Source organism: Bradyrhizobium sp. HKCCYLS1011 (assembly GCF_051167795.1).
GTDB lineage: Bacteria > Pseudomonadota > Alphaproteobacteria > Rhizobiales > Xanthobacteraceae > Bradyrhizobium.
On the sequence record NZ_JBNPTT010000003.1, the window covers coordinates 308,698 to 330,557 of the forward strand.

Consider the following 21,860-nt stretch of genomic DNA (forward strand, 5'->3'; position numbering starts at 1 on the left):
TTGTGGGGGAGGGTCAGGGAGGGGGGTAACCACGCATGCCGCACGCAGTTGTCAGCGAGCGCCAACGCGGTCGAGCGAAGCAGCTTCGTCAGGCGATGACGCGCGCCGAGACGCTGCTGTGGCGTTACATCAAGGCGGACCGGATCGAAGGTGCAGGCTTCCGCCGCCAGGTGCCGTTTCGCAACTACATCGCGGACTTTGTTTGCTTCTCCGCGAAGCTCGTCATCGAACTGGACGGCGAGTCTCACGATTTTGCCGACCGGCAAGCGAGAGACGCCGAACGCGACGCTTTTTTTGTCTGCGAAGGCTTCAAGGTTCTCCGCTTCACCAATGAGCAGGTGATCTCGAATCTCGAGGCCGTCGTTGAGACAATTCGCCAGAGTCTCCTCGTTCGTGCCCGCGGCTTACCCCCCTCCCCAACCTTCCCCCACAAGGGTGGAGGGAGCGGAGAGAACGGCGCAAGATCCGAAGAGAGTTCAACAAACAACACCGTCAGTAAGACTCGAGGCATACAGCCATGAAATTCACGCTGTCCTGGCTGAAGGACCATCTCGACACCGATGAGCCGGTCGAGAAGCTCGCAGACAAGCTCACCATGATCGGGCTCGAGGTCGAGGATCTCGAGGACAAGGCGAAGCTGCTGGCGCCGTTCACGATCGCGCGTGTCATCTCGGCCGAGCAGCACCCCAACGCCGATCGCCTACGTGTCTGCATGGTCGACACCGGCAACGGCGCCGCGCCGGTGCAGGTGGTGTGCGGCGCGCCGAATGCGCGCACCGGCCTCATCAGCGTGTTCTCACCGCCGGGCACGTTCATTCCCGGCAAGAACATCACGCTGTCGGTCGGCACGATCAGAGGCGTCGAGAGCCGCGGCATGCTGTGCTCCGAGGCCGAGCTCGAAATCTCCGAGAACCATGACGGCATCATGGAGCTGCCGGCGGATGCGCCGATCGGCAAGCCGTACGCCGAATGGGCGGGACTGGGCGATCCCGTCTTCGAAATCAACCTGACGCCGAACCGGCAGGACTGCACCGGCGTGCACGGCATCGCGCGCGATCTCGCGGCCGCTGACATGGGCAGACTGAAGGATCCCGCGATCAAGCCGATCAAGGGCGAATTCCCCTGTCCGGTGAAGGTCACCGTCGAGGACGAAAAGCTGTGCCCCGGCTTCGCGCTGCGGCTGGTGCGCGGGGTCAAGAACGGCCCCTCGCCGAAATGGCTGCAGCAGCGGCTGACCTCGATCGGGCTGCGACCGATCAACGCGCTGGTCGACATCACCAACTTCATGACCTTCGACCGCGCGCGGCCGCTGCACGTGTTCGACGCCAAGAAGGTGAAGGGCAATCTGGTCGTGCGCCGTGCCCATGATGGCGAGACCCTGCTTGCGCTCGACGGCCGCACCTACACCCTCGACAGCAGCATCTGCGTGATCGCAGACGATCACGCAGTCGAATCGCTCACCGGCATCATGGGCGGCGAGGCTTCCGGCTGCGACGAGACCACCACCGACGTGCTGATCGAATCGGCGCTATGGAACGAGATCAACATCGCCCAGACCGGCCGCAAGCTCGGCATCAATTCGGATGCGCGCTATCGCTTCGAGCGCGGTGTCGATCCGGCCTTCATGGTGCCGGGACTGGAGATGGCGACCAAGCTGGTGCTGGAGCTGTGCGGCGGCACGGCGTCGGACAATGTCGTGGTCGGCAATCCGTACGGCGATGAGAGGGTGATCGACTTGCCGCTGACCGAGGTCAAGCGGCTCGCCGGCATCGACGTGCCACTGCCTGAAATCCGGCGCATCCTCGGCCATCTCGGCTTCATGCTGGCGGGCTCTGGCCCGGTGGTGAAGATCGCGGTTCCCTCCTGGCGCACCGACGTGCACGGCAAGGCCGACATCGTCGAAGAAATCGTGCGCATGGTCGGCGTCGACAAGGTGCCGGAGACGCCGTTCGAGCGCGGCGAGGCGCCGCGCAAGCCGGTGCTGACGCCGATCCAGCTGCGCACCCGTCGCGCCAAGCGCGCGCTGGCCACGCGCGGGATGGTCGAAGCGGTGACCTGGTCGTTCATTTCCAAGCCGGCCGCCGAACTGTTCGGCGGCGGCAAGCCTGAGCTTGCGCTCGCGAACCCGATCGCCTCCGATCTCTCCGACATGCGCCCGAGCCTTCTGCCCGGGCTGATCGCGACAGCGCAGGCCAATGCCGATCGCGGTTTTGGCGATGCCGCGATCTTCGAGGTCGGCCAGATCTTCAAAGGCGACCGGCCGGACGATCAGTTCATGGCGGCAAGCGGCGTCCGCCGCGGCTTCGCCAGCGCGAAGGGGCTTGGCCGGCACTGGACCGGATCACAAGCTGCAAACGCTTTCGACGCCAAGGCCGACGCGCTCGCCGTGCTGGCCGCCGCCGGCGCGCCGATGGCCGCATTGCAGATCGTGCCCGGTGGTCCGGCTTGGCTGCATCCCGGACGTTCCGGCACCATCCAGATGGGGCCGCAGAACGTGCTCGGCACGTTCGGCGAGATTCATCCGCGTACGCTCGAGGCCCTCAAAGCGGATGGTCCGCTGGTCGGCTTCGAAGTCATTCTGGATCGTATTCCTGCGGCGAAACAGAAGCCGACCCGCGCCAAGCCTGTGCTTGAGCTCTCGCCGTTCCAGCCGGTGTCGCGCGACTTCGCCTTCATCGTGGATCGCGCCATGAAGGCCGGCGACATCGTGCGGGCCGCACAGGGTGCCGACAAGAAGCTGATAACCGAGGTCTCGGTCTTTGACGTCTATGAAGGCAAGGGCATCGAGGACGGCAAGAAATCGATCGCGATCGCCGTGACAATGCAGCCGCGCGACAAGACCATGACGGACGAGGAGATCGACGCGGTCGGCGCCAAGATCACCGCCGAGGTTGCCAAGAAGACCGGCGGCGTGTTGCGCGGATGAGCCTGTCCGGGCTCATCCCAGACGATGTCGGGTTCTCCGCCGCGATCGCGCTCTGCGTGATCGCGTTCATTGCCGCGACCGCCCGCGGTTTCTCCGGCTTCGGCGCGGCGCTGATCTTCATGCCGCTCGCGAGCAGCGTGGCCGGACCTCGTCTGGTCGCGGCGCTGCTGCTCGTCATCGACTTCGTGTCGGCCGCACCGCTGGTGCCGAAGGCGTGGCAAGAGGCGGATCGCAAGGCGACGGCCGTGATCGTCGCCGGCGCGCTGATCGGAGTGCCCATCGGCACGTATTTCCTGAGCCGGCTCGATCCCGTCACGACGCGCTGGATCATCTCCGGCTTCGTGATCGCATTGCTTGCCCTGCTGCTATCGGGCTGGCGCTACCGCGGCAAGGAGTACACGGCCCTGTCGGTTGCGGTCGGCGGCATCTCAGGCTTCTGCAGCGGGCTTGCCCAGACCGGCGGGCCGCCGATCGTCGGTTATTGGCTGGGGCGACCGATCCCATCGAAGATCGCGCGCGCCAATATCCTGCTGTTCTTCGGCGCGTCCGATTTCTTCTCGATGGTGAGCTACGCCTTGAGCGGGCTGATCACCTGGGATTCACTCAGATTGTCGCTGCTGGTCGGACCGATCTACGCGATCGGGGTGTTCTTTGGTGCGTCCCTGTTCGGGCGCGCCAGCGAGCGTGTGTTTCGCGCCATCTGCTACGTGCTGATCGCGCTTGCCGTCGTCTTTGGACTTCCTGCTCTCGACGGGGTGCTGGGTCGCGGCTAAAGCGCGATGAGATTAGGCTGAATCGTCATCGCGCTTTAGGTTATCGATTGAGCATGATCTCCGCGCAAACGCGTTCCGCGTTTGTCGCAAGGGAAAACCGCTTCGCACTTTTCCGGATCATGCTCTAGTGTTCCCCTCAACCAGACGAAGTTGAGGAGGAAACCATGATCGATCGTCGCGGCCTGCTGAAGCTCGCGGTCGGCGCAGGGGGCGCATTCGCCGCGCCAGGGGTGCTTGCGCAATCGCCCAAGCCGCGCACGCGCATCGTCTTCCTTGGCACCAAGGGCGGCCCGCGCGTCGGTGTCGGCGCCGCAAATCCGGCCAATCTCGTCGTGGTCAACAACACACCGTTCGTGATCGATTGCGGCATGGGCGTCAGCCGTCAGCTGGTCAGCGCCGGCGTGCCTCTCCCCTCTGTGAAATACATCCTCATCAGTCACCACCATTCCGATCACAATCTGGAATATGGCAACCTGTTCTACAATGCCTGGGCGGCAGGTTTGTCGACCCCGATCCGGTCCTTTGGGCCAAAGGGATTGGAAGCGATGACGCGCAGCTTCTGGGAGCTGAACAGGTTCGACGTCGAAACCCGCATCGAGGACGAAGGCCGCCCTGATCCACGTCCGCTCCTGATCGCCAAGGACATCAACGATGACGGCGTGGTGTTGAAGACGGAGGACGTGACAGTGACGGCCTTCCGCACCCCGCATCCACCGATTACGGACAATTTCGCCTACAAGTTTGAGACGCCAGATGGCGTGATCGTGTTCTCATCGGACACCGCCTATAATCCCAAGCTTGCGGAGTTCGCCAAGGGCGCCGACGTGCTGGTGCATGAATGTCTCTACGTTCCCGCAGTCGATCGCCTGGTGCTGAAGACCAAGAACGGCGCGACGCTGAAGAAGCATCTGATGGACAGCCACACATCGACGGCGGATGTCGGGCGCATCGCTGCAGCCGCCGGCGTGAAAACCCTCGTGCTCAGTCACTTCGTCCCGGGCGATGACCCTGAGGTCACCGATGACGATTGGACGCGCGACGTGAAGACCAGCTACTCCGGCCGCATCGTCGTGGCCAAGGACCTGATGGAGCTCAAGCTGCCAGTGTGAGCCGGCTGGAGCTAGAGCATGATCCGGAAAAGTGCGAAATGGTTTTCCCGCGCGACAAACGCGGAACGCGTTTGCGCGGCGATCATGCTCAAACAATAACCTAAAGCGCGATGACGATTGATCCTAATCTCATCGCGCTTTAGTCGATCGGCGATGCGGACCGGATTGAGCCGCGCCGCCGTGGCCGTCTTGGTTCCGCCGCTTCGACCGGCTCGGGTTCCTTCAACGCGCCGATCCTGCGCAAGGCGGCTTCGGCGGCGCGCTCACCGGACTCCCACGCGCCGTCAACTGTGCCCCACATGGTTTCATGGGTGGCTTCGCCGGCGAGGAACAACGGGCCGAGCGGCTCGGTTAGGATCTTGCGCGAGCCCTGGCCGCCAGGCACGGCCGCCGACATCGCACCGAGAATGGTTGGCGCGGCATTCCAGCGCGTTGCAGCCGACGCCTTGACCGCAGCGGCCGCGTCGCTGCCGAACAGCTTTGTCAGCCAATCCTTGCCGAAGGCGACCATCGCCGCCTCGCCTTGTGCCGACAAGTCGCGCCCAAAGGATCCGCCGACATCGATCGTGCACAGCGATGATCCACCGATATTGGCGAACAACAGGCCGGTTTGGGTCGAGCTGCTCTGCTCGATGATCAGATCGTCGCGCGACAGACCGAGCGGATTGCCCGCGATCTGCAGCGCGATACGGTCATAGCTGCCGAGGCTGAGCTTGGCGGCAGCGTCCAATTGCCGCTTCGGCAGTTCCGGCGTGAACTTGATCATCCCTGACGTCAGCACGTTGGTCGAGACGGTCAGGATGATCGCGCGCGCGGCGATGCGGCCTGACGCCGTCTCCACCACCACCTCGCGATTGGTCCAGACGATGCGCGTCGCGGGCGTGGACAGCGCCAGCGGCAACTGCTCGCCAAGCTTGGCAACCAGCGTGCCGAGACCTTGCCGACAGGCGAGCGCCGCGTTGCGATTCTGCGCGCGCGTCTTGTCCATGGCCGAGAGCTCGTTGAGGTCCTTGCCCGTCGTCGCGGGTCCGAGCACGAAGTCCGCCGTTCCGGTCCAGTCGCCGAGATCCTTCGGCAGAGCCGCCGCGCAGGATGTATCCAGCTTGCCGCGACCGGCATCATCGATCGAGCGCTTGGCGCGCACCAGCGCTGCCAGGAACTGCTCGGTTTCGCCCGGCCGCGCATTGCGGCGGCCGACGCGGATCTTGTGCCCGACGGGTGCCGCCATGATATCGAGCCCAGCCGCGCGGGCCAGCTTCGCAAGCGGATTGCCGTCGGGATTGTAAAGCCAGCGCGCGCCGCGATCGAATGGCTCGCCGAAGGTCGCCGGATCAGTGCGGCAACGACCGCCGAGCTGACCGGAGGCCTCGAGCACCAGCACCTTGCGATTGGACGCGACAACGCGCCGGGCTGCGGCGATGCCGGCCGCACCTGCTCCGATCACCACGATATCGGCGTCGCGCGGTGCCGTCGCAGCGCGAGCGCCGCTGCCGAGCATGGGCGTCGTCGCCAGCGCCGCCGACGCGGCGAGAAAGCCGCGGCGCGTGAAAGTCATGTCATGGTTTCCGAAAGCTTGGAAAGACAGGGAACGCGGCGAGACCTTAGCCGCCTCCAACGCAGTGCGGCAACCGTCATGGTAAATCAACCATGGTTGAACCGACACCCATCATGAACCAAATTGCAACCGCAGTCGACCATGATAGAGACAGGGAAAAGCAGCCGAACAAGGCCGCTTGGGGGGACTGACCGCCATGGGCGTCATGCTCGATCAGATCGGCAAGCTGCTTGCCGCTTACCTCCAGAAGGAGGTTCCGGGCTATGAGCCGTTCACGCCGAGCGATCCGGACAATCTGCGCAACGATGTCCAGCCCGGCGACGTGCTGCTCGTCGAGGGCAACAGCCGCATCTCGGGCATCATCAAATATCTGACGCAATCGACCTGGTCGCACGCGGCGCTCTATGTCGGACCGATCGATGGCGCGGTCGAACCCGACGGCGAACCGCATGTGCTGGTCGAAGCCTATGTCGATGAGGGCGTGATCTCGGCTCCGCTGTCGAAATACTTTAGTTACCACACCCGTATCTGCCGGCCGGTCGGGCTGACCTTCGAGGATCGCCATACCGTGTGCCGCTATGCCATCAATCGCATCGGCTTCGGCTACGACACCAAGAACATCGTCGACCTGATGCGTTACCTGTTCCCGCTGCCGGTCCCGCAACGCTGGCGGCGACGCATGATTGCGCTGGGATCCGGCGATCCCACCAAGATGATCTGCTCGGCGCTGATCGCACAGGCCTTCGATGCGGTGCGCTATCCGATCCTGCCGAAGATCACGCGCGCGGGCTCGAAACGGGCCAAGCGCGAAATCCTGCACATCCGCGATTCCTCGCTCTATATGCCGCGCGACTTCGACATCTCACCCTATTTCGAGATCGTGAAGCCGACCATCGTCAACGGATTTGATTACACGACCCTGCATTGGGCCGACAAACAAAAGCCGCTCGCGGAGGTAGCGGGCGAGTTCGGTGTGTTTCCAGAGGCGCTCAAGGCGCCGCCGCTCATTCCTGAGGCGTCTGACGAAGAAGCGCCGGTTGCGGCTGAGCAAATGAACGCAGACGCTGGGGTGATCGAGCGCGTGACGGTGACCGAGCATTATCTGCTGGCGCATCACATCCGCGCAGCGGCGCCGGAACCCCGCGCTCACGTGCGCGAAACAATCGTCTAGGCCGCAACATCGTCCCTTCCCGCTACCGGTCGGAACGGCCGATGACGTCCATCAATTCCGCGATCTTCTGCCGCTGATCGGCCTTGTCGCCCGAGGCGATGGCGTGCTCGACGCAATGGGCAACGTGATCGCGCAGGATCTCTTCCTCGACCCGGCGCAATGCGGCCCGCACTGCAGAGATCTGCGTGACGATATCGATGCAATAACGGTCGTCCTCGACCATCTTCGACAAGCCCCGAACCTGGCCTTCGATCCGGCTCAACCGTTTCTGACAAGATGTCTTGATGTCTTTCCGCATTCCGCTTATATACCCCTACAGGGTATGGGTTACAAGTCCGGAGTCGGACAGCAATGTCGGAAAACCAACACACGCATTCAGTGGCAACCGGCGAGTCCGCGGGCTGCGGCTGCGGATCCAAGGCCGCGGCGGTCGAAACAGCGCCCGCCGCAGCTGCCAAGGAGTCTTCCAAAGAGTCCTGCTGCACCAATCATGCCGCGGTTGAAACGCCTGCCGCCGGCGCAAGTTGCTGCGGCGGTCATCACCATCATCATCCGGCAACCGAGACGAAGGTGCTGGACCCCGTTTGCGGGATGAGCGTCGACCCGACCACGTCGAAACATCGCTTCGACTATCGCGGTCAGACCTTCCACTTCTGCTCGGCCGGCTGCCGCACCAAGTTCGCCGCCGATCCCGCAAAATATCTCGAAAAGAAAGAGCCGCCTCCGGAGATGCCGGCGGGCACGATCTACACCTGCCCGATGCATCCGGAGATCCGCCAGGTCGGCCCCGGAAGCTGCCCGATCTGCGGCATGGCGCTGGAGCCCGAAATCGTCAGCCTCGACAGCGCGCCGAACCCCGAGCTCGTCGACATGACGCGCCGTCTCTGGATTGGCGCATTGCTTGCGGTGCCCGTGGTTGTGCTGGAGATGGGCGGGCACCTGCTCGGCGGCGGTCATGGCCTGGTCGATCCGGTCCTATCGAACTGGATCCAGCTCGCCTTCTCCACCCCGGTGGTGCTGTGGGCTGGCTGGCCGTTCTTCGTGCGCGGCTGGCAATCGTTGCAAACGTGCAATCTCAACATGTTCACGCTGATCGCGATGGGCACGGGCGTCGCCTATGTCTACAGCGTGATTGCGACGGTGGCGCCGCAGGTGTTTCCGGCGACGTTCCGTGATCATGGCGGCGCGGTCGCGAGTTATTTCGAGGCCGCGGCGGTCATCATCGTACTGGTGCTGGTCGGACAGGTGCTGGAGCTGCGCGCGCGCGAGGCCACCTCAGGCGCGATCAAGGCGCTGCTGCAGCTGGCGCCGAAGACGGCGCGGCGGATCAGTGAGGACGGTCAGGACCACGAGGTCGAGATCGACCGACTGCAGGTCGGCGACCGCTTGCGCGTGCGTCCGGGCGAGAAGGTTCCGGTCGATGGCACCATCCTCGAGGGCCGCTCGTCGCTCGATGAATCGCTGGTGACCGGCGAGTCCATGCCGGTGACGAAGGAAGAGGGCGCGCACGTCATCGCCGGCACCTTGAACCAGTCCGGCGGCTTCGTGATGCGCGCCGACAAGGTCGGGCGCGACACGCTGTTGTCGCAGATCGTCCAGATGGTCGCCCAGGCACAGCGCTCGCGCGCGCCGATCCAGCGGCTCGCCGACCAGGTCGCGGGCTGGTTCGTGCCGATGGTGATCGCGGCTGCGGTCGTCGCATTCGTTGCCTGGTACAGCTTTGGGCCGGAGCCGCGGTTCACTTACGGACTCGTTGCCGCCGTCAGCGTGCTGATCATCGCCTGCCCCTGCGCGCTCGGGTTGGCGACCCCGATGTCGATCATGGTCGGCGTCGGCCGCGGCGCCCAGGCCGGGATCCTGATCAAGAATGCCGAGGCGCTGGAGCGGATGGAGAAGGTCGACACGCTGGTGGTCGACAAGACCGGCACCTTGACCGAAGGCAAGCCCAAGGTGACGGGAATCGTGACCGCGCCCGGCTTCGACGAGAACGAGGTGTTGCGGCTCGCGGCCAGCGTGGAGCGGGCCAGCGAGCATCCGCTGGCGGATGCGATCGTGCGGCACGCGAAAGAACGCAACGTCGCACTCAGCGAGATCAGTGGCTTCGACGCGCCGACCGGCAAGGGTGCGCAAGGCTCGGTCGACGGCCGATCGATCGTGCTCGGCACCGCGACCTATCTCGCATCGCTCGGCATCATCGCCGACACGCTCGGCGTCGAGAGCAAGCGGCTGCGCAGCGACGGCGCCACCGTCATCACGATGGCCGTCGACGGCAAGCCGGCCGCGCTGTTCGCGATCTCCGATCCGATCAAGGCATCGACGCCGGATGCACTGAAGGCGCTGACGGAGGATGGCATCAAAGTGATCATGCTGACCGGCGACAACCGCACGACGGCAACGGCGGTCGCCCGCAGGATAGGCATCGCGGAGGTCGAAGCGGAGGTGCTGCCGGATCAGAAGAGTGCCGTGGTGGCGCGGCTGCGCGCGGCGGGCAAGGTCGTGGCCATGGCCGGCGACGGCGTCAACGACGCGCCAGCGCTGGCCGCGGCCGATGTCGGCATCGCCATGGGCACGGGGACCGATGTCGCCATGGAAAGCGCCGGTGTGACGCTGCTGAAAGGCGATCTCGGCGGCATTGCACGGGCGCGCAGGCTGTCGGCCGCAACGATGCGCAACATCCGCCAGAACCTGTTCTTCGCCTTCATCTACAATGCGGCCGGCATCCCGATTGCGGCCGGAATCCTCTATCCCGCCTTCGGCATCCTGCTGTCGCCGATCATTGCAGCGGCAGCCATGTCGCTGTCGTCGGTCAGCGTGGTCGGCAATGCGTTGCGATTGCGCACGACCAGGCTGTAGTGCGGATCAGGCTGCCCTCGTCCCGACCGGACGGGGCAGTCCGGCGCGTGCGACGCCGCCATAGAGCGGCTCATCCGGCATCGCTTCGCGCAGGATGGCCCGCACGGCAATCAGCTGCTCGATGTCGACGCCTGTCGCGAAGCCCTTGCTCTCGCACAGGAAGACGAGATCTTCGAAGACGACATTGCCGGTGGCGCCAGGGGCGAACGGACAGCCGCCGAGCCCACCGAGCGAGCCATCGAGAATACGCGCGCCGGCGTCGATCGCGGCCGAGGCATTGGCGATCCCCATGCCGCGGGTATCATGCAGATGCACGCAAATTGGCCTGTCGCCGGAGAGCTTCACGGCGGCCGCCGTCAATGCGCCGACTTGCTTGGGACCTGCGAAGCCAACGGTGTCAGCAATTCCAACCGCGTCGGCTCCGGCCTCGAAGCATTGGTCGACCAGGCGCAACACCTCTGCGGGATCCACGGCACCAGTGATCGAGCACCCCAGCGCCATCGAGATCGCGGCATGCACGATCGGCCGATGCGCGCTGGCGTCGCGCAGCTCGCACAGGCGCCTGATGTTGTCGAGCGCGGAAGCACGCGAGCGGCGGGCATTGGCCTGACTGTGCTCCTCGGTCGCCGAAACCACCGAGGCGATTTCGGGCACCCGCGAGGCGAGCGCATCGTTCGCACCGCGCTCATTCAGCACCAACGCAATGCCATGCGCGCCGGGTAGCTCAGCGACGCTCGCGACCATCTCGCCGACATCGGCGAATTGCGGAAAGGTCTTGGCCGGCAGGAACGAGCCGACCTCGAAGCAGCGCACGCCCGCGGCGTGTTCCTCGCGCAGCCAGCGCTGCTTGGCGGTAGTGGATGGAAAGCACTTGACGAGCTGCAGGCCGTCACGCAGGCCGACCTCACGCAAGGTGACGCGCCCTTCCGGATAGATCCGTACAGCCTCGCTCATGCGCGGCCTCCTGCATGCTTGCCGACGGATGTCGGCCGCGCATCGAGTTCGGCGCGGATCGCCGCCGTATCGGCCCCAAGCGCGGGGACTTTCAATCCGTCACCGAAATTGGCGCCGTTCCACTCGATTGGCAGCGCCGGCGCGCGGAATGACGCGCCATCCGCATTGAAATTGTGGACGAGCCCACCCGGTCGCAGCACATGCGGGTCGTCAAACAGATCTTCCGGCCGGTTGATCGGCGAGAAGCAGATATTGAGCGCATCGAGCTTCGCCGACAATTCTGTCGCATCCCACCGCCTGACGACTTCGGCGACCTTCGGAATGATGCGGCCCCGCGCCAGGATGCGATCCGTCGTCGAGCCGAGCGCCGGATCGTCAAGCAACTCGACCAGGCCGAATTCCCGGCAGAAGCTCTGCCAATGGCCCTCGGTGACGACGCCGATGAAGATGCGCTGTCCGCCCGCGGTTTCGAAGATGTCGTAGATCGGCCAAGCGTGCTCGCGCTCCGGCATCGACAGCGGCTTCACGCCGGTCATCTCGTACTGGACCATGTGTTGCGCCACCAGGAACAGGCAGTTCTCGAACAGGCCGATCCGGATGTCGGCCCTTTCTGTGCGGCCATCGCGCCTTTGATAGAGCGCGGCGAGGATCGAGATCGCGCCGAACATGCCGCCCATGATGTCGTTCGCCGAGGAGCCGACGCGCTGCGGCCTGTCCTTGGTGCCGGTCATCGCCGCAAGCCCCGACATCATCTGCACGACTTCGTCCAGCGCCGGGCGATGCTCGTAGGGCCCGGACAGAAAGCCCTTGTGGCCCGCAATGATGAGATGCGGATGCCGGCGCCGCACCTCGTCGGCCGCCAGTCCCTGCTTCTCCAACTGGCCATCCCGGAAGTTCTCCAGGAACACGTCGGCCGTCGCCAACAGCCGATGCATCGTCTCGCGGTCTTCGGCTCGCGCGAGATCCAACACCACGCTGCGCTTGCCGCGGTTGAACAGGGGAAAGAACGCAGTGCCCATTCCACCCAGGGTACGCGTCTTGTCCCCGGACGGCGGCTCCACCTTGATCACCTCGGCGCCGAGCTGGGCCAGGATCATGCCGCAGGTCGGGCCCATGACCATGTGCGTCATTTCGACGACGCGGACACCCTGAAGCGGCAGGCCCGATCCCGTCATGGCGTGTTCCTCCGTTGTCTGCTCCCGGAGGTTAGGCTTTCCACAGGCATCTGAAAATTATAAAGTGTTGAACAGCACGTTCGCCATTTTAGAACACAGCTCGCGAACGGATTCTCGCGGACGGATCATGGACTCCCGGCAGCTCCGCTATTTCATCGCGGTCTACGAGCAGCGCAACCTGTCACGGGCGGCGGATCAGACCAGCGTCGCACAATCCGCACTTAGCCATCACATCTCCAATCTCGAGGCCGAGTTCGCCACGCCCTTGTTCGAACGCAAGTCCCGCGGCATGGAGCCGACCGCGGCGGGCGAGCGGCTGTACGAGCACGCCCGCATCATCCTGCGCGCAATGGCCGCCGCCGAGCGCGAGATCAAGGAAGGACGCACCAGCATTGCGGGCGAGATCTCGATCGGCATGGCCAACTCCGGCATGAAAGCGATCGGCGTCGCCTTGATGCAGGCCGTGCTCGCCAAATACCCCAATCTGAAGCTGTCGCTGACCGAGAGTCTGTCCGGCGCGACCTTGCTGCACCTGATGGCATCCGAGGTCGATCTGGCGCTGGTCTACAATCCCCCGGCCGAGAAGGAGCTGGTGGCCGAGCCCGTGCTGGAGGAGCAGATGGTCTGCGTCGGCACGGCCAAGCTGATCGGCAGGAGCAAGGCGCCGATGCGTTTCGACGAACTCGCGCAGCTGCCGCAGATCATGCTGCTGCACGGCTTGTCATCGCGGGCCCTGCTGGATGATCCGGTCCTGCTCAAACGGCTGGAGGCCAAAGCGATCCTGCATCTCAACTCGATCAGCGGCACCATCGGCGCGCTGCTCGCAGGTCTCGGTTGTGCGATCGCGACCCGGCTGTTCGTGAAGGAGCAGCTTGCGGCGGGCACCCTCGTTGCGCGCGAGGTCGTGGAGCCCACGCTTACACGCACGCTCTATCTGTGCCGGCTGCGCAATCGCCCCATGACCTACGCCATGGAAGAGATGCGACGGCTGATCCTCACCTTGATCGCCGATCAGGTGGGCCGCGGCGGCTGGCAGGCCAAGCTGTTGTATTAGCGGGGCTTTGAAAGAACGGACACACCGGCGGTGTTTGGAGCACCTGCTCAGCGTTCGCTTTTCTCGAACGCTTCCTTCGATATGTTCGTCTGGATTTCTACCTTGCTCCCACCCAAACATGGGCGTGCCAGTCCGTCCTCGCCAAGAAGGACGACGGGAAGCAGCCGGCGGCAAGAGCCGCGGCTATGTCCAGGGGAGGATCACGATGAGTGCCGTCGGTATCGACACCGGGCTCGACCTTTCAACAGCGCCCGCGGGACCAAGCGAGATTTCACGGCGGCTGGAGAGCCTGCCTGCGTCAGGCTATCTCTGGCGACTCGTCGTGCTGTTGTCGCTTGGCGGCTGGTTCGAGGTCTATGACCTGTTCTTCACCGGCTATATCGCGCCCGGTCTCAATCGCAGCGGTCTGCTGACCACAACCACGCAGGCCTTCTTCGGCTTCTCCGGCATCGGCGCGTTTGTCGCCGCGACATTTGCGGGCCTTTTCGTCGGCACTTTCTTTCTCGGCTTTCTTGCCGATCGGTTTGGCCGGCGATCGATCTTCACCTGGGCACTCTTGGCCTATACGGCAGCATCGGTGGTGATGGCCTGCCAGACCACATCCGCCGGCTTGCTGTTCTGGCGCTTCGTCGCCGGCATCGGCATCGGGGTCGAGGTCATCACCATCGACGCCTATCTCACGGAGTTGATGCCGAGCCGGATGCGCGGACGCGCCTTCGCGATCAACCAGGCGGTCATGTTCACGGCCGTGCCGGTGGTGGCCGCGCTGGCTTGGTGGCTGGTGCCCATTGGGCCGCTTGGATGGGATGGCTGGCGCTGGGTGGTGCTGATCGGTGCCGTCGGGAGCCTGGCAGTCTGGATAGTCCGGCTCTATCTGCCGGAAAGTCCGCTCTGGCTGGCGCGACATGGCCGCGAGGCCGAAGCCGTCGCCGTTCTGCGCAAGCTGGAAGCTGCGACTGGAGCAGCGATTTCGCCGCGCATCGTCGCGGAGGGGCGTCCTTCGGCGGTTGTCCGCACAGCCGGATTCTTTGACATATTCAAGCCGGCCTATGCGCCGCTCGTCATCCTGTTCATGATCTTCAATCTCTGCCAGGCCTTCGGTGTCTATGGCTTCGCCAATTGGGTCCCCACCTTGCTGCTCGAAAAGGGCATCACGGTCACCAAGAGCCTGCAATATTCGTTCATCATCGCCTTCGCCTACCCGATCGCGCCACTGCTGGCTGCGACCTTCGCAGACCGGTGCGAGCGCAGATGGATCATCTGCGGCGCGGCCGCCGCAATCGCGGTATTCGGTATCGCCTTCTCGCAGTTCAGCGAACCGGTGCTCCTGATCGCGAGCGGCGTGCTGGTCACGACGTCCAACATGACCATGTCCTACGCCTATCACGCCTATCAGACCGAGGTCTTTCCGACCGCGATCCGTGCCCGCGCCTCGGGCGTGGTCTATTCGATGAGCCGCGTCAGCGCGACATTTTCGGGTTTCATCGTCGCCTACATGCTGCGTGAGACGGGCGTCGGAGGCGTGTTCGGCCTCATCACGGCGGCAATGATCATCGTCATTCTGGCGATGGCGCTGTTCGGCCCCAACGTGCGCGGCAAGCCGCTCGCGGCGTGACCTTCGGCGCCCTTGCCGGCTGCTGCTGACATGTCTACCTCTCTGGTTGGCTTATAAGAGAGGTCCGGATCCCATGATCGACGCCGCCGTGAAGGCGCTTTCGCAAATGCTATCGCCGCCGATGCGCTCCATCCTGTGGCGATCGGTCGGACTTGCGCTGATCCTGGTCACGGTGCTGGCGATCGGCCTGCAACGGTTCCTGAGCTGGCTCGCAACGGCCGGCGAAGGCTGGGCGGAGGCCATGCTGGGCCCGAATTTCCACACCACGCTCGACGTGCTGGCCTGGATCATCTCGATTGCCGCCGGGTTCGGCGTCGTGTTCGGCGGCATCATGCTGATGCCGGCGATTACATCGGTCGTGGCGAGCCTGTTCGTCGACGAAGTCGCCGAACATGTCGAGCGCGAATACTATCCCGCGGAACGGCCCGGCGTCGCGCTCCCCTTCGGGCTCGCGATGCAGGAAGGGCTGAAGACGGCCGGCCTCACCATTCTGGTCTATCTGATCGCGCTGCCCTTCGTGTTCCTGGCGGGCGCGGGCTTTGCCATCTTCTTCCTTGCAGCAGCCTGGCTGCTCGGCCGGGAATATTTCGAGCTGGCGGCGATGCGGTTCCGGCCGCCGGCCGAAGCCAAGGCGATGCGGCGCGACAACGCGGCGACGGTGTTCACCGCCGGACTGATCATTGCCGCCTTCGTCTCGATCCCGATCGTCAATCTCGCCACGCCGCTGTTCGGCATGGCGTTCATGGTCCACATGCACAAGCGGCTATCGGGGCCGCGGCCCGAGCTGATCGAGCCGTCTCGGCGCAGTGTGGCGGGGAGCTTCCAGCGCGATTGATACTGGCGCCTCCGCAACCGTCTCGCGCTCACGCGCAAACAGCAGGATCAGCAACGCGAACAACGACACGCCCGCCAGCAACGCCCAGGCCTCGTTGACGCACAGCGCGAGCGAGGCCTTTTCGACCAGGGGCCGCACATAGGCGATGGTCGCCTCATCAGGCATCCCCGGCGGCCGGTGCAACAGAAGCTCGGGCTGCAGCCCGATCGCATTGGCGGCCGAGACATCACCAGCCAGCAGCCGGTCGCGCAGATCGGCGGCATGGATGCTGAGGCGGCCGTAGATGATCGTATCGATCAGCGCGATGCCGATGGCGCCACCCAGATTCCGCATCAAGTTGAACAGCGCACTGGCATCGGCGACCTCCGACTGCGGCAGATCGCCAAGTGCGATCCGCGTCGGCGGCAGCAGGCAGAACATGATGCCGATGCCGCGGATCACCTGCGGACCGAACATTTCAGCGTAGTCGGCGGTGCGCGGCTGAAACGCGCTCATTCCGAGACCGGCCGCGAACAGCGCGAAGCCGAAGGCGGCCAACACCCTCGCGTCGACGCGGCTCTCGAGCAGGGTCACGCAGGGCGCGGCGAGCAGTTGCGCCACGCCGGTCACCAGCATGATCATGCCGATCTCGAAGGCGCCGTGGTGACGAACGAAGGCAAGGAACACCGGCATCAGGTAGACCGAACCGAACAGTCCGACGCCAAGACAGAAGCTCAGACCGCAGCCGATCGCAAAGCTGCGCCGCTTGAGGCTCGCAAGCCGCACGATCGGATGCGCGGCCAACAGGGTGCGCTGAACCAGCAGGACCAGGCTCGAGCCGCTGAGCACCAGCAGCGCGAGGCAATTCGGCGACAGCCAGCCGCGTTCCGGCGCCTCCTTCAACCCGATCTCGAGGCTTGTCAGCGCCACCGCCAACAATGCCAAGGCGGGAATGTCGAGCTTGGACAGTTCGGCGAAATCGGTCGATTGACGCGGCAGAAGCCGGGGCGTCGCCGATGCGGCCACGATGCCCGGCGCGACATTGATCAGGAACAGCCACGGCCAAGACCAGGTGTCGGTGATGTAGCCGCCAACCACGGGGCCGATAGTCGGCGCCAGCACCGCCACGACGCCGGCGATCGTGGTGGCTACGGCATGCAGGCGTGAGGGAAACAATAGAAAGACGGCTGAGAACACCGCCGGAATCAACACGCCGCCAGAGAAGCCCTGCAGCACGCGAAAGGCCAGCAGCATCTCGAAACTGACGCTCAGCGCGCAGCCGAACGACGCCAGCGTGAACAGGCTGACCGCGGCGACGAACAGCCAGCGCAGGCTGAACACGCGCGTCAAAAGGCCCGTGAGCGGAATCGCGATGATCTCCGCGATCAGATAGGCGGTCTGGATCCAGCTCATCGCCTCCGGCGAGATGCCGAGCGCGTCCTGGATGGTCGGCAGCGAGGTCGCGACGACCTGGATGTCCAGGATCGCCATGAACATGCCAAGGCACATCAGCAGGAAGCCGAGCCAAGTGGCGAGGCTTGGCATCGACTGCGACGCGGATTGGCTGTTCATGCGACCTGCCCCCCGATCTCGGCAAGCGCGTGCTGCTCGGCCCGGATACGGACCGCCAGCATGCCTGCATTCAGAATCGAGAATATGAGTGCGACCCACGGCAGATGTAGGGCAAGCGGCAGGAGTGCGATCTCCGTCGCGACGACGGCATAGTTGGGATGCGACATGTAGCGGTACGGCCCCTCCGCCACCAGCGGCCTGCCCGGCAGGACGATGATCCGCGTGGTCCAGCGCGGACCCAATGTCGAGAGCACCCACCACCGCAGTCCCTGGAGCAGCACGAAGCCCGCCAGGAGAAACGGGTCGACCGGCTGGGCATGGCCCCAGATCCACAACGCGATCAGCCAGGCTGCATGCATCGAAACCAGCATCGGATAATGGTTGGCACCGACTTCGACCGCGCCAAGTGCGCGCAGTCGGCGCGTATTGTGCTGGGCGAGCACCAGCTCGCCCAGCCGCTGCATCGTGACAAGCGCAAGGATGAAGGAAGCGATCGTCATGCTGCGTGCCGTAACGAGATGCAACTGGCGGTGAAGCCGGGTCCGAGTGCGGTCAACACCGAGCGTTGCGGCAGGCCGCGCGCGCGGGCGCGCTCCAGCACAAACAGGACCGTGGGCGCTGACATGTTGCCATAGTCGGCGATGATGTCGCGCTCATGATCGAGTGTGCCCTGGTCGAGCGACAGCGCCCGTTCCAGCGCGGTGATCACCTTCGATCCGCCGGGATGGCAGACGAAACGATCGACATTGGCCGGCGCAAGCCGCATACGTTCGAGGATCTCGGTGACGGCCGGCCCCATGTTCTCGGTGACGAAATCGGGAATCGTGCGCTGGAAGATCACGCCGAAACCCTCGGGATCGACACGCCAGCCCATGATGTCGAGCGTGTCCGGCCACAGCTTCTCGCCGGTCGCCTCCACCTGCGTCGCACCGCCATCGCCGGCGCGCAAGATAGCCGCGGCGGCACCGTCGCCAAACAGGCTGAGCGCGACGATGTTGGCCTTGGTCAACTCATCGTGGCGGACCGCGAGCGTGCAGAGCTCGAACGTCACGAACAGAACATTGGTGCCCGGCCGCGCCTGGGCCAGCCGCGAGGCGATCGACAGGCCCGACACGCCGCCGGCACAGCCGAGCCCGAACACCGGCACGCGGGACACGTCCGCGCGGAATCCCATCTGCGTCGCCACGCGCGCTTCGAGCGTCGGCGTCGCGATCCCCGTCGAGCTCACGGTCACGATGGTGTCGATGTCGGATGCCGCAAGGTCCGCTTCCGCCAGCGCCTTGCGCGCGGCGTCGACAAACAGTGCTTCCGCGCCGTCGAGATAGGCTTGCGTGCGCTCCGGCCAGCCGCGCCGTTCCATGTACCATTCGAACGGCATGACGCCGTAGCGATGGCGAATCCCGGTATTGGAGAAAAGGGTCGACAGCGTCTCGAATTGCGGAAAGCGCGGGGCCAGGATCTCGCGCGCAGCCTCCATCACCTCGTGCTGATGGAATTGATGCGGTGGGACCGCAGTCGCAAGCGATACGAGTGCAGCGGCGTTGTTCATGCGACGGGTCCTTCCCCACTCCGACGAAGCATCAAGCAGCGGCGGCACCGGGTATGTCACATGCCACTCACTCCAACCGGTCAACCGGCTATTGCATTTCAGTTTCGAATGGGGGCGGCGATGTGGCCCGCACGTGGTCAGACCGCGTCCAATGCCGTTGATTTGAAGTCCCTAGCTAACATGCTCCGTGATCAGCTCAGACGGTCTTCTCCGGCCAGCGGCAGAGATCGTTGATCAGGCAGAGCTCGCAGCGGGGCTTGCGCGCCAGACAGGTGTAGCGGCCGTGCAGGATCAGCCAGTGATGGGCGTGGAGCATGAACTCGGCCGGGATCACGTTTTCCAGACCGAGCTCAACCTCTAGCGGTGTTTTGCCCGGCGCGAGCCCGGTGCGGTTGGCGACGCGAAACACGTGGGTATCGACGGCCATCGTGCGTTCGCCGAAGGCCATGTTGAGCACGACATTCGCGGTCTTGCGCCCGGCTCCGGGCAGCGACTCGATCTCGGCGCGCGTGCGCGGCACCTCGCCGCCGAAATCTCTGATCAGTTTCTCCGACAGCGCGATGACGTTCTTGGCCTTGGTGCGATAAAGCCCGACGGTTTTGATATAGTCGCGCAAGCGGTCCTCGCCGAGCGCGATCATCTTCTGCGGCGTGTCGGCAACGGCAAACAGCGGCCGGGTCGCCTTGTTGACGCCGGCATCGGTGGCCTGCGCCGAGAGCACCACCGCGACCAGCAGGGTGAAGGGATTGAGATGCTCCAGCTCGCCCTTCGGTTCCGGATTGGCCTTGGCGAAGCGGCTGAAGGCGTCGCGGATTTCCGCCGGAGTCCAGGGTTTGGCTGCCTTCAGGGCCGGCTTGAGCGCCGTGTTCAGGGCCGCCCTGGCCGGCCGAGCCGCCGTCTTCGGCGTCTTGACGACCTTCTTGGCGACCGGCTTGCGAACGACGGCCTTGTGGGCCGACTTCGGAGCCGTCTTGGCAGCCGACTTGGGAGCCGTCCTGGCAGCGTTCTTCGCCGCCTTCTTGACGGTCTTCTCGGGCGCGGATCGAACCGCGGCCTTGGTGGCGCGTTGGGGGCGGGTGATTTTAGCCATGATCCGGGTATACTGATCCGCCATGACAACAGGCAATGCTTTTGCGCCCGAACAGCAGGTGCCGGAGCCCACCGACGCCGAACTGTTCTCGGCGCTGCTCACCCCGCACCGCTCGCTGAACCAGACCGGCTTCATCGTCCTGATGGTGGTGGTCAGCGGCGTCAGCTTCGTCGGCGGCATCGCCTCCTGGCTGATGGGCGCCTGGCCGATCCTGGGTTTCTTTGGCCTCGACGCACTCGCGATCTATTGGGCCTTCAAGGTCAACTTCCGGCGCGCCCGTGCCTATGAGCAGGTGTCCATGACCCCGTCCGAATTGCGGCTGCGGCGGGTCAGCCACCGCGGCCATGTGATGGAATGGATCTTCAATCCGCTCTGGGTGAGGCTCGACCAGATTACCCATGAGGAATTCGGCGTCGAGTACCTGTATCTGGTCTCACGCGGCGAGCGGGTGGCGATCGGAAGCTTTCTGGGTCCAGACGAAAAAGCGAGCTTTGCCAAAGCCTTGACAGCAGCCCTCCAGGCCGCGCGGCGCGGCCCGGTGCTCAATCCGATCTAGCGGACAAGTCAGAAATCGGGTGGAGTGACAGCCCTCGCCGCCATACATCCAGGCCATGATGACCCTTGCCGTTCATGATCAGAGCCTGGTCAGGCCAGGCCCCCAACAGTCCGCCGCGCTGCGCGACTATGACTCGGTGCGCCGGGCGATCGCCTTCATTTCCGAACATTGGCGCCGACAGCCGACCATCGAGGACATGGCCGATGCCGCCGGCGTCACGCCAGACGAATTGCACCATTTGTTCCGCCGCTGGGCCGGGCTCACGCCGAAAGCGTTCATGCAGGCCCTCACGCTTGATCATGCAAAGGGCCTGCTGAAGGGCTCGGCCAGCGTGCTCGATGCCGCCCTCGATTCCGGCCTGTCCGGCCCGGGCCGGCTGCACGACCTGTTCGTCACCCATGAGGCGATGTCGCCGGGTGAATGGAAGACCGGCGGCGCCGGCATGACCCTGGCCTACGGCTTTCATCCATCGCCGTTCGGCACTGCTCTGGTGATGGCCACCAATCGCGGTCTCGCTGGGCTCGCCTTTGCCGATCCCGGCGAGGAGGCCTCGGCGCTCGCGGACATGCAGAGCCGCTGGCCGCGCGCGACCTATGTCGAGGACGCCGCAGGCACCGCGGCGCTGGCACAGCGCATCTTCGACACCAAGCTCTGGTGTTCGGACCAGCCGCTGCGCGTCGTGCTGATCGGCACCGACTTCGAGGTCCGGGTCTGGGAGACGCTGTTGAAAATCCCGATGGGGCGCGCGGTCAGCTATTCCGACATCGCCAACAGGCTGCAGGCGCCGAAGGCATCGCGAGCAGTCGGCGCCGCGGTCGGCAAGAACCCGATTTCGTTCGTGGTCCCCTGCCATCGCGCCCTCGGCAAGAGCGGCGCGCTGACCGGCTATCACTGGGGCCTGACCCGCAAGAAGGCCATGCTCGGCTGGGAAGCCGGGCAGGTGGGAGATATGTAGTCGCGCGGGAGCTTTGCCGCGGTGAACGCTGCGCTCCCTCTCCCCGTCCTTTACGGGGAGAGGGTCGGGGTGAGGGGCAGACGCCCGAACAGTGCAAGATGTTAGACCTGTACCCCCTCACCCGGATTGCATCTACCGA

Annotated in this window: 19 protein-coding genes; 11 read left to right on the forward strand and 8 right to left on the reverse strand. The window is 64.8% G+C overall.

The genetic code is table 11. The features are described 5' to 3' along the window. Positions 1 to 35: 35 nt before the first annotated feature. The 4 genes from ACQR1W_RS10360 to ACQR1W_RS10375 all read left to right on the forward strand — a co-directional run bounded on the left by ACQR1W_RS10360 (position 36) and on the right by ACQR1W_RS10375 (position 4,808). On the forward strand, positions 36 to 521 hold the full coding sequence (locus ACQR1W_RS10360; RefSeq protein ID WP_434850684.1) for an endonuclease domain-containing protein: 486 nt from the start codon (positions 36 to 38) through the stop codon (positions 519 to 521). After that, positions 518 to 2,926, forward strand: a complete 2,409-nt coding sequence (gene pheT / locus ACQR1W_RS10365; RefSeq protein ID WP_434850685.1) for a phenylalanine--tRNA ligase subunit beta — start codon at positions 518 to 520, stop codon at positions 2,924 to 2,926. Before ACQR1W_RS10360 ends, pheT begins: the two co-directional genes overlap by 4 nt. Continuing rightward, positions 2,923 to 3,699: a sulfite exporter TauE/SafE family protein gene (locus ACQR1W_RS10370; RefSeq protein ID WP_434850686.1), complete on the forward strand. Its 777-nt coding sequence runs from the start codon at positions 2,923 to 2,925 to the stop codon at positions 3,697 to 3,699. The genes pheT and ACQR1W_RS10370 overlap by 4 nt, the downstream gene beginning before the upstream one ends. Before the next feature lie 164 nt (positions 3,700 to 3,863). Then, positions 3,864 to 4,808 (forward strand): MBL fold metallo-hydrolase, encoded by a 945-nt coding sequence (locus ACQR1W_RS10375; protein WP_434850687.1) that lies wholly within the window; start codon positions 3,864 to 3,866, stop codon positions 4,806 to 4,808. A gap of 139 nt (positions 4,809 to 4,947) precedes the next feature. Here the strand turns inward: ACQR1W_RS10375 and ACQR1W_RS10380 are convergent, their stop codons facing one another. After that, positions 4,948 to 6,363, reverse strand: a complete 1,416-nt coding sequence (locus ACQR1W_RS10380; RefSeq protein ID WP_434850688.1) for a flavin monoamine oxidase family protein — start codon at positions 6,361 to 6,363, stop codon at positions 4,948 to 4,950. Positions 6,364 to 6,559: 196 nt separating this feature from the next. Here ACQR1W_RS10380 and ACQR1W_RS10385 point away from each other — a divergent pair, with 196 nt between their 5' ends. Then, positions 6,560 to 7,534 carry a YiiX/YebB-like N1pC/P60 family cysteine hydrolase gene (locus ACQR1W_RS10385; protein WP_434850689.1) on the forward strand — a complete coding sequence of 325 codons (975 nt, stop codon included), beginning with the start codon at positions 6,560 to 6,562 and terminating at the stop codon, positions 7,532 to 7,534. Between the two features lie 22 nt (positions 7,535 to 7,556). On the opposite strand, the gene ACQR1W_RS10390 is transcribed toward ACQR1W_RS10385, so the two are convergent. Next, positions 7,557 to 7,832: a metal-sensitive transcriptional regulator gene (locus ACQR1W_RS10390; RefSeq protein WP_008972691.1), complete on the reverse strand. Its 276-nt coding sequence runs from the start codon at positions 7,830 to 7,832 to the stop codon at positions 7,557 to 7,559. A 53-nt stretch (positions 7,833 to 7,885) separates the two neighbouring features. Between ACQR1W_RS10390 and ACQR1W_RS10395 the strand changes: the two genes are divergently transcribed. Next, complete coding sequence (locus ACQR1W_RS10395; RefSeq protein ID WP_434850690.1) at positions 7,886 to 10,387, forward strand: heavy metal translocating P-type ATPase; 2,502 nt, start codon at positions 7,886 to 7,888, stop codon at positions 10,385 to 10,387. 6 nt (positions 10,388 to 10,393) lie between these two features. Here ACQR1W_RS10395 and ACQR1W_RS10400 read toward each other — a convergent pair whose 3' ends face one another. After that, on the reverse strand, positions 10,394 to 11,341 hold the full coding sequence (locus ACQR1W_RS10400; RefSeq protein ID WP_434850691.1) for a hydroxymethylglutaryl-CoA lyase: 948 nt from the start codon (positions 11,339 to 11,341) through the stop codon (positions 10,394 to 10,396). Beyond that, on the reverse strand, positions 11,338 to 12,516 hold the full coding sequence (locus ACQR1W_RS10405; protein ID WP_434850692.1) for a CaiB/BaiF CoA transferase family protein: 1,179 nt from the start codon (positions 12,514 to 12,516) through the stop codon (positions 11,338 to 11,340). Before ACQR1W_RS10405 ends, ACQR1W_RS10400 begins: the two co-directional genes overlap by 4 nt. Before the next feature lie 127 nt (positions 12,517 to 12,643). On the opposite strand from ACQR1W_RS10405, the gene ACQR1W_RS10410 reads away from it, so the two are divergent. The 3 genes from ACQR1W_RS10410 to ACQR1W_RS10420 all read left to right on the forward strand — a co-directional run bounded on the left by ACQR1W_RS10410 (position 12,644) and on the right by ACQR1W_RS10420 (position 16,020). Then, on the forward strand, positions 12,644 to 13,570 hold the full coding sequence (locus tag ACQR1W_RS10410; RefSeq protein WP_434850693.1) for a LysR family transcriptional regulator: 927 nt from the start codon (positions 12,644 to 12,646) through the stop codon (positions 13,568 to 13,570). Between the two features lie 205 nt (positions 13,571 to 13,775). Next, complete coding sequence (locus ACQR1W_RS10415) at positions 13,776 to 15,185, forward strand: MFS transporter (protein ID WP_434850694.1); 1,410 nt, start codon at positions 13,776 to 13,778, stop codon at positions 15,183 to 15,185. Between the two features lie 73 nt (positions 15,186 to 15,258). Then, positions 15,259 to 16,020: a sulfate transporter family protein gene (locus ACQR1W_RS10420; protein WP_434850695.1), complete on the forward strand. Its 762-nt coding sequence runs from the start codon at positions 15,259 to 15,261 to the stop codon at positions 16,018 to 16,020. On the opposite strand, the gene ACQR1W_RS10425 is transcribed toward ACQR1W_RS10420, so the two are convergent. The 4 genes from ACQR1W_RS10425 to nth form a co-directional block, all read right to left on the reverse strand. Then, positions 15,949 to 17,571, reverse strand: coding sequence for a DHA2 family efflux MFS transporter permease subunit (locus ACQR1W_RS10425; protein ID WP_434850696.1), 1,623 nt, complete (start codon positions 17,569 to 17,571; stop codon positions 15,949 to 15,951). The genes ACQR1W_RS10420 and ACQR1W_RS10425 overlap by 72 nt on opposite strands. Continuing rightward, positions 17,568 to 18,071, reverse strand: a complete 504-nt coding sequence (locus ACQR1W_RS10430; RefSeq protein ID WP_434850697.1) for an isoprenylcysteine carboxyl methyltransferase family protein — start codon at positions 18,069 to 18,071, stop codon at positions 17,568 to 17,570. Before ACQR1W_RS10430 ends, ACQR1W_RS10425 begins: the two co-directional genes overlap by 4 nt. Then, complete coding sequence (locus ACQR1W_RS10435) at positions 18,068 to 19,120, reverse strand: type III polyketide synthase (protein ID WP_434850698.1); 1,053 nt, start codon at positions 19,118 to 19,120, stop codon at positions 18,068 to 18,070. The genes ACQR1W_RS10430 and ACQR1W_RS10435 overlap by 4 nt, the downstream gene beginning before the upstream one ends. A gap of 196 nt (positions 19,121 to 19,316) precedes the next feature. Next, positions 19,317 to 20,210 (reverse strand): endonuclease III, encoded by an 894-nt coding sequence (nth, locus tag ACQR1W_RS10440; protein WP_434850699.1) that lies wholly within the window; start codon positions 20,208 to 20,210, stop codon positions 19,317 to 19,319. A 22-nt stretch (positions 20,211 to 20,232) separates the two neighbouring features. On the opposite strand from nth, the gene ACQR1W_RS10445 reads away from it, so the two are divergent. Next, entirely contained in the window at positions 20,233 to 20,766 is a 534-nt protein-coding gene (locus ACQR1W_RS10445; RefSeq protein ID WP_434850700.1) for a DUF2244 domain-containing protein, read from the forward strand. A 55-nt stretch (positions 20,767 to 20,821) separates the two neighbouring features. Then, complete coding sequence (locus ACQR1W_RS10450; protein ID WP_434850701.1) at positions 20,822 to 21,721, forward strand: methylated-DNA--[protein]-cysteine S-methyltransferase; 900 nt, start codon at positions 20,822 to 20,824, stop codon at positions 21,719 to 21,721. Positions 21,722 to 21,860 lie beyond the last annotated feature (139 nt).

Excerpts from the sequence above, each read along its gene's own strand:
- ACQR1W_RS10390 (WP_008972691.1), bottom strand. The coding sequence starts at position 7,832 with ATGCGGAAAGACATCAAGACATCTTGTCAGAAACGGTTGAGCCGGATC.
- ACQR1W_RS10400 (WP_434850691.1), bottom strand. The coding sequence starts at position 11,341 with ATGAGCGAGGCTGTACGGATCTATCCGGAAGGGCGCGTCACCTTGCGT.
- ACQR1W_RS10380 (WP_434850688.1), bottom strand. The coding sequence starts at position 6,363 with ATGACTTTCACGCGCCGCGGCTTTCTCGCCGCGTCGGCGGCGCTGGCG.
- ACQR1W_RS10435 (WP_434850698.1), bottom strand. The coding sequence starts at position 19,120 with ATGAACAACGCCGCTGCACTCGTATCGCTTGCGACTGCGGTCCCACCG.
- ACQR1W_RS10445 (WP_434850700.1), top strand. The coding sequence starts at position 20,233 with ATGACAACAGGCAATGCTTTTGCGCCCGAACAGCAGGTGCCGGAGCCC.
- ACQR1W_RS10420 (WP_434850695.1), top strand. The coding sequence starts at position 15,259 with ATGATCGACGCCGCCGTGAAGGCGCTTTCGCAAATGCTATCGCCGCCG.
- ACQR1W_RS10410 (WP_434850693.1), top strand. The coding sequence starts at position 12,644 with ATGGACTCCCGGCAGCTCCGCTATTTCATCGCGGTCTACGAGCAGCGC.
- ACQR1W_RS10425 (WP_434850696.1), bottom strand. The coding sequence starts at position 17,571 with ATGAACAGCCAATCCGCGTCGCAGTCGATGCCAAGCCTCGCCACTTGG.
- ACQR1W_RS10450 (WP_434850701.1), top strand. The coding sequence starts at position 20,822 with ATGATGACCCTTGCCGTTCATGATCAGAGCCTGGTCAGGCCAGGCCCC.
- ACQR1W_RS10430 (WP_434850697.1), bottom strand. The coding sequence starts at position 18,071 with ATGACGATCGCTTCCTTCATCCTTGCGCTTGTCACGATGCAGCGGCTG.
- pheT (WP_434850685.1), top strand. The coding sequence starts at position 518 with ATGAAATTCACGCTGTCCTGGCTGAAGGACCATCTCGACACCGATGAG.
- ACQR1W_RS10405 (WP_434850692.1), bottom strand. The coding sequence starts at position 12,516 with ATGACGGGATCGGGCCTGCCGCTTCAGGGTGTCCGCGTCGTCGAAATG.
- nth (WP_434850699.1), bottom strand. The coding sequence starts at position 20,210 with ATGGCTAAAATCACCCGCCCCCAACGCGCCACCAAGGCCGCGGTTCGA.
- ACQR1W_RS10395 (WP_434850690.1), top strand. The coding sequence starts at position 7,886 with ATGTCGGAAAACCAACACACGCATTCAGTGGCAACCGGCGAGTCCGCG.
- ACQR1W_RS10370 (WP_434850686.1), top strand. The coding sequence starts at position 2,923 with ATGAGCCTGTCCGGGCTCATCCCAGACGATGTCGGGTTCTCCGCCGCG.
- ACQR1W_RS10375 (WP_434850687.1), top strand. The coding sequence starts at position 3,864 with ATGATCGATCGTCGCGGCCTGCTGAAGCTCGCGGTCGGCGCAGGGGGC.
- ACQR1W_RS10385 (WP_434850689.1), top strand. The coding sequence starts at position 6,560 with ATGGGCGTCATGCTCGATCAGATCGGCAAGCTGCTTGCCGCTTACCTC.
- ACQR1W_RS10360 (WP_434850684.1), top strand. The coding sequence starts at position 36 with ATGCCGCACGCAGTTGTCAGCGAGCGCCAACGCGGTCGAGCGAAGCAG.
- ACQR1W_RS10415 (WP_434850694.1), top strand. The coding sequence starts at position 13,776 with ATGAGTGCCGTCGGTATCGACACCGGGCTCGACCTTTCAACAGCGCCC.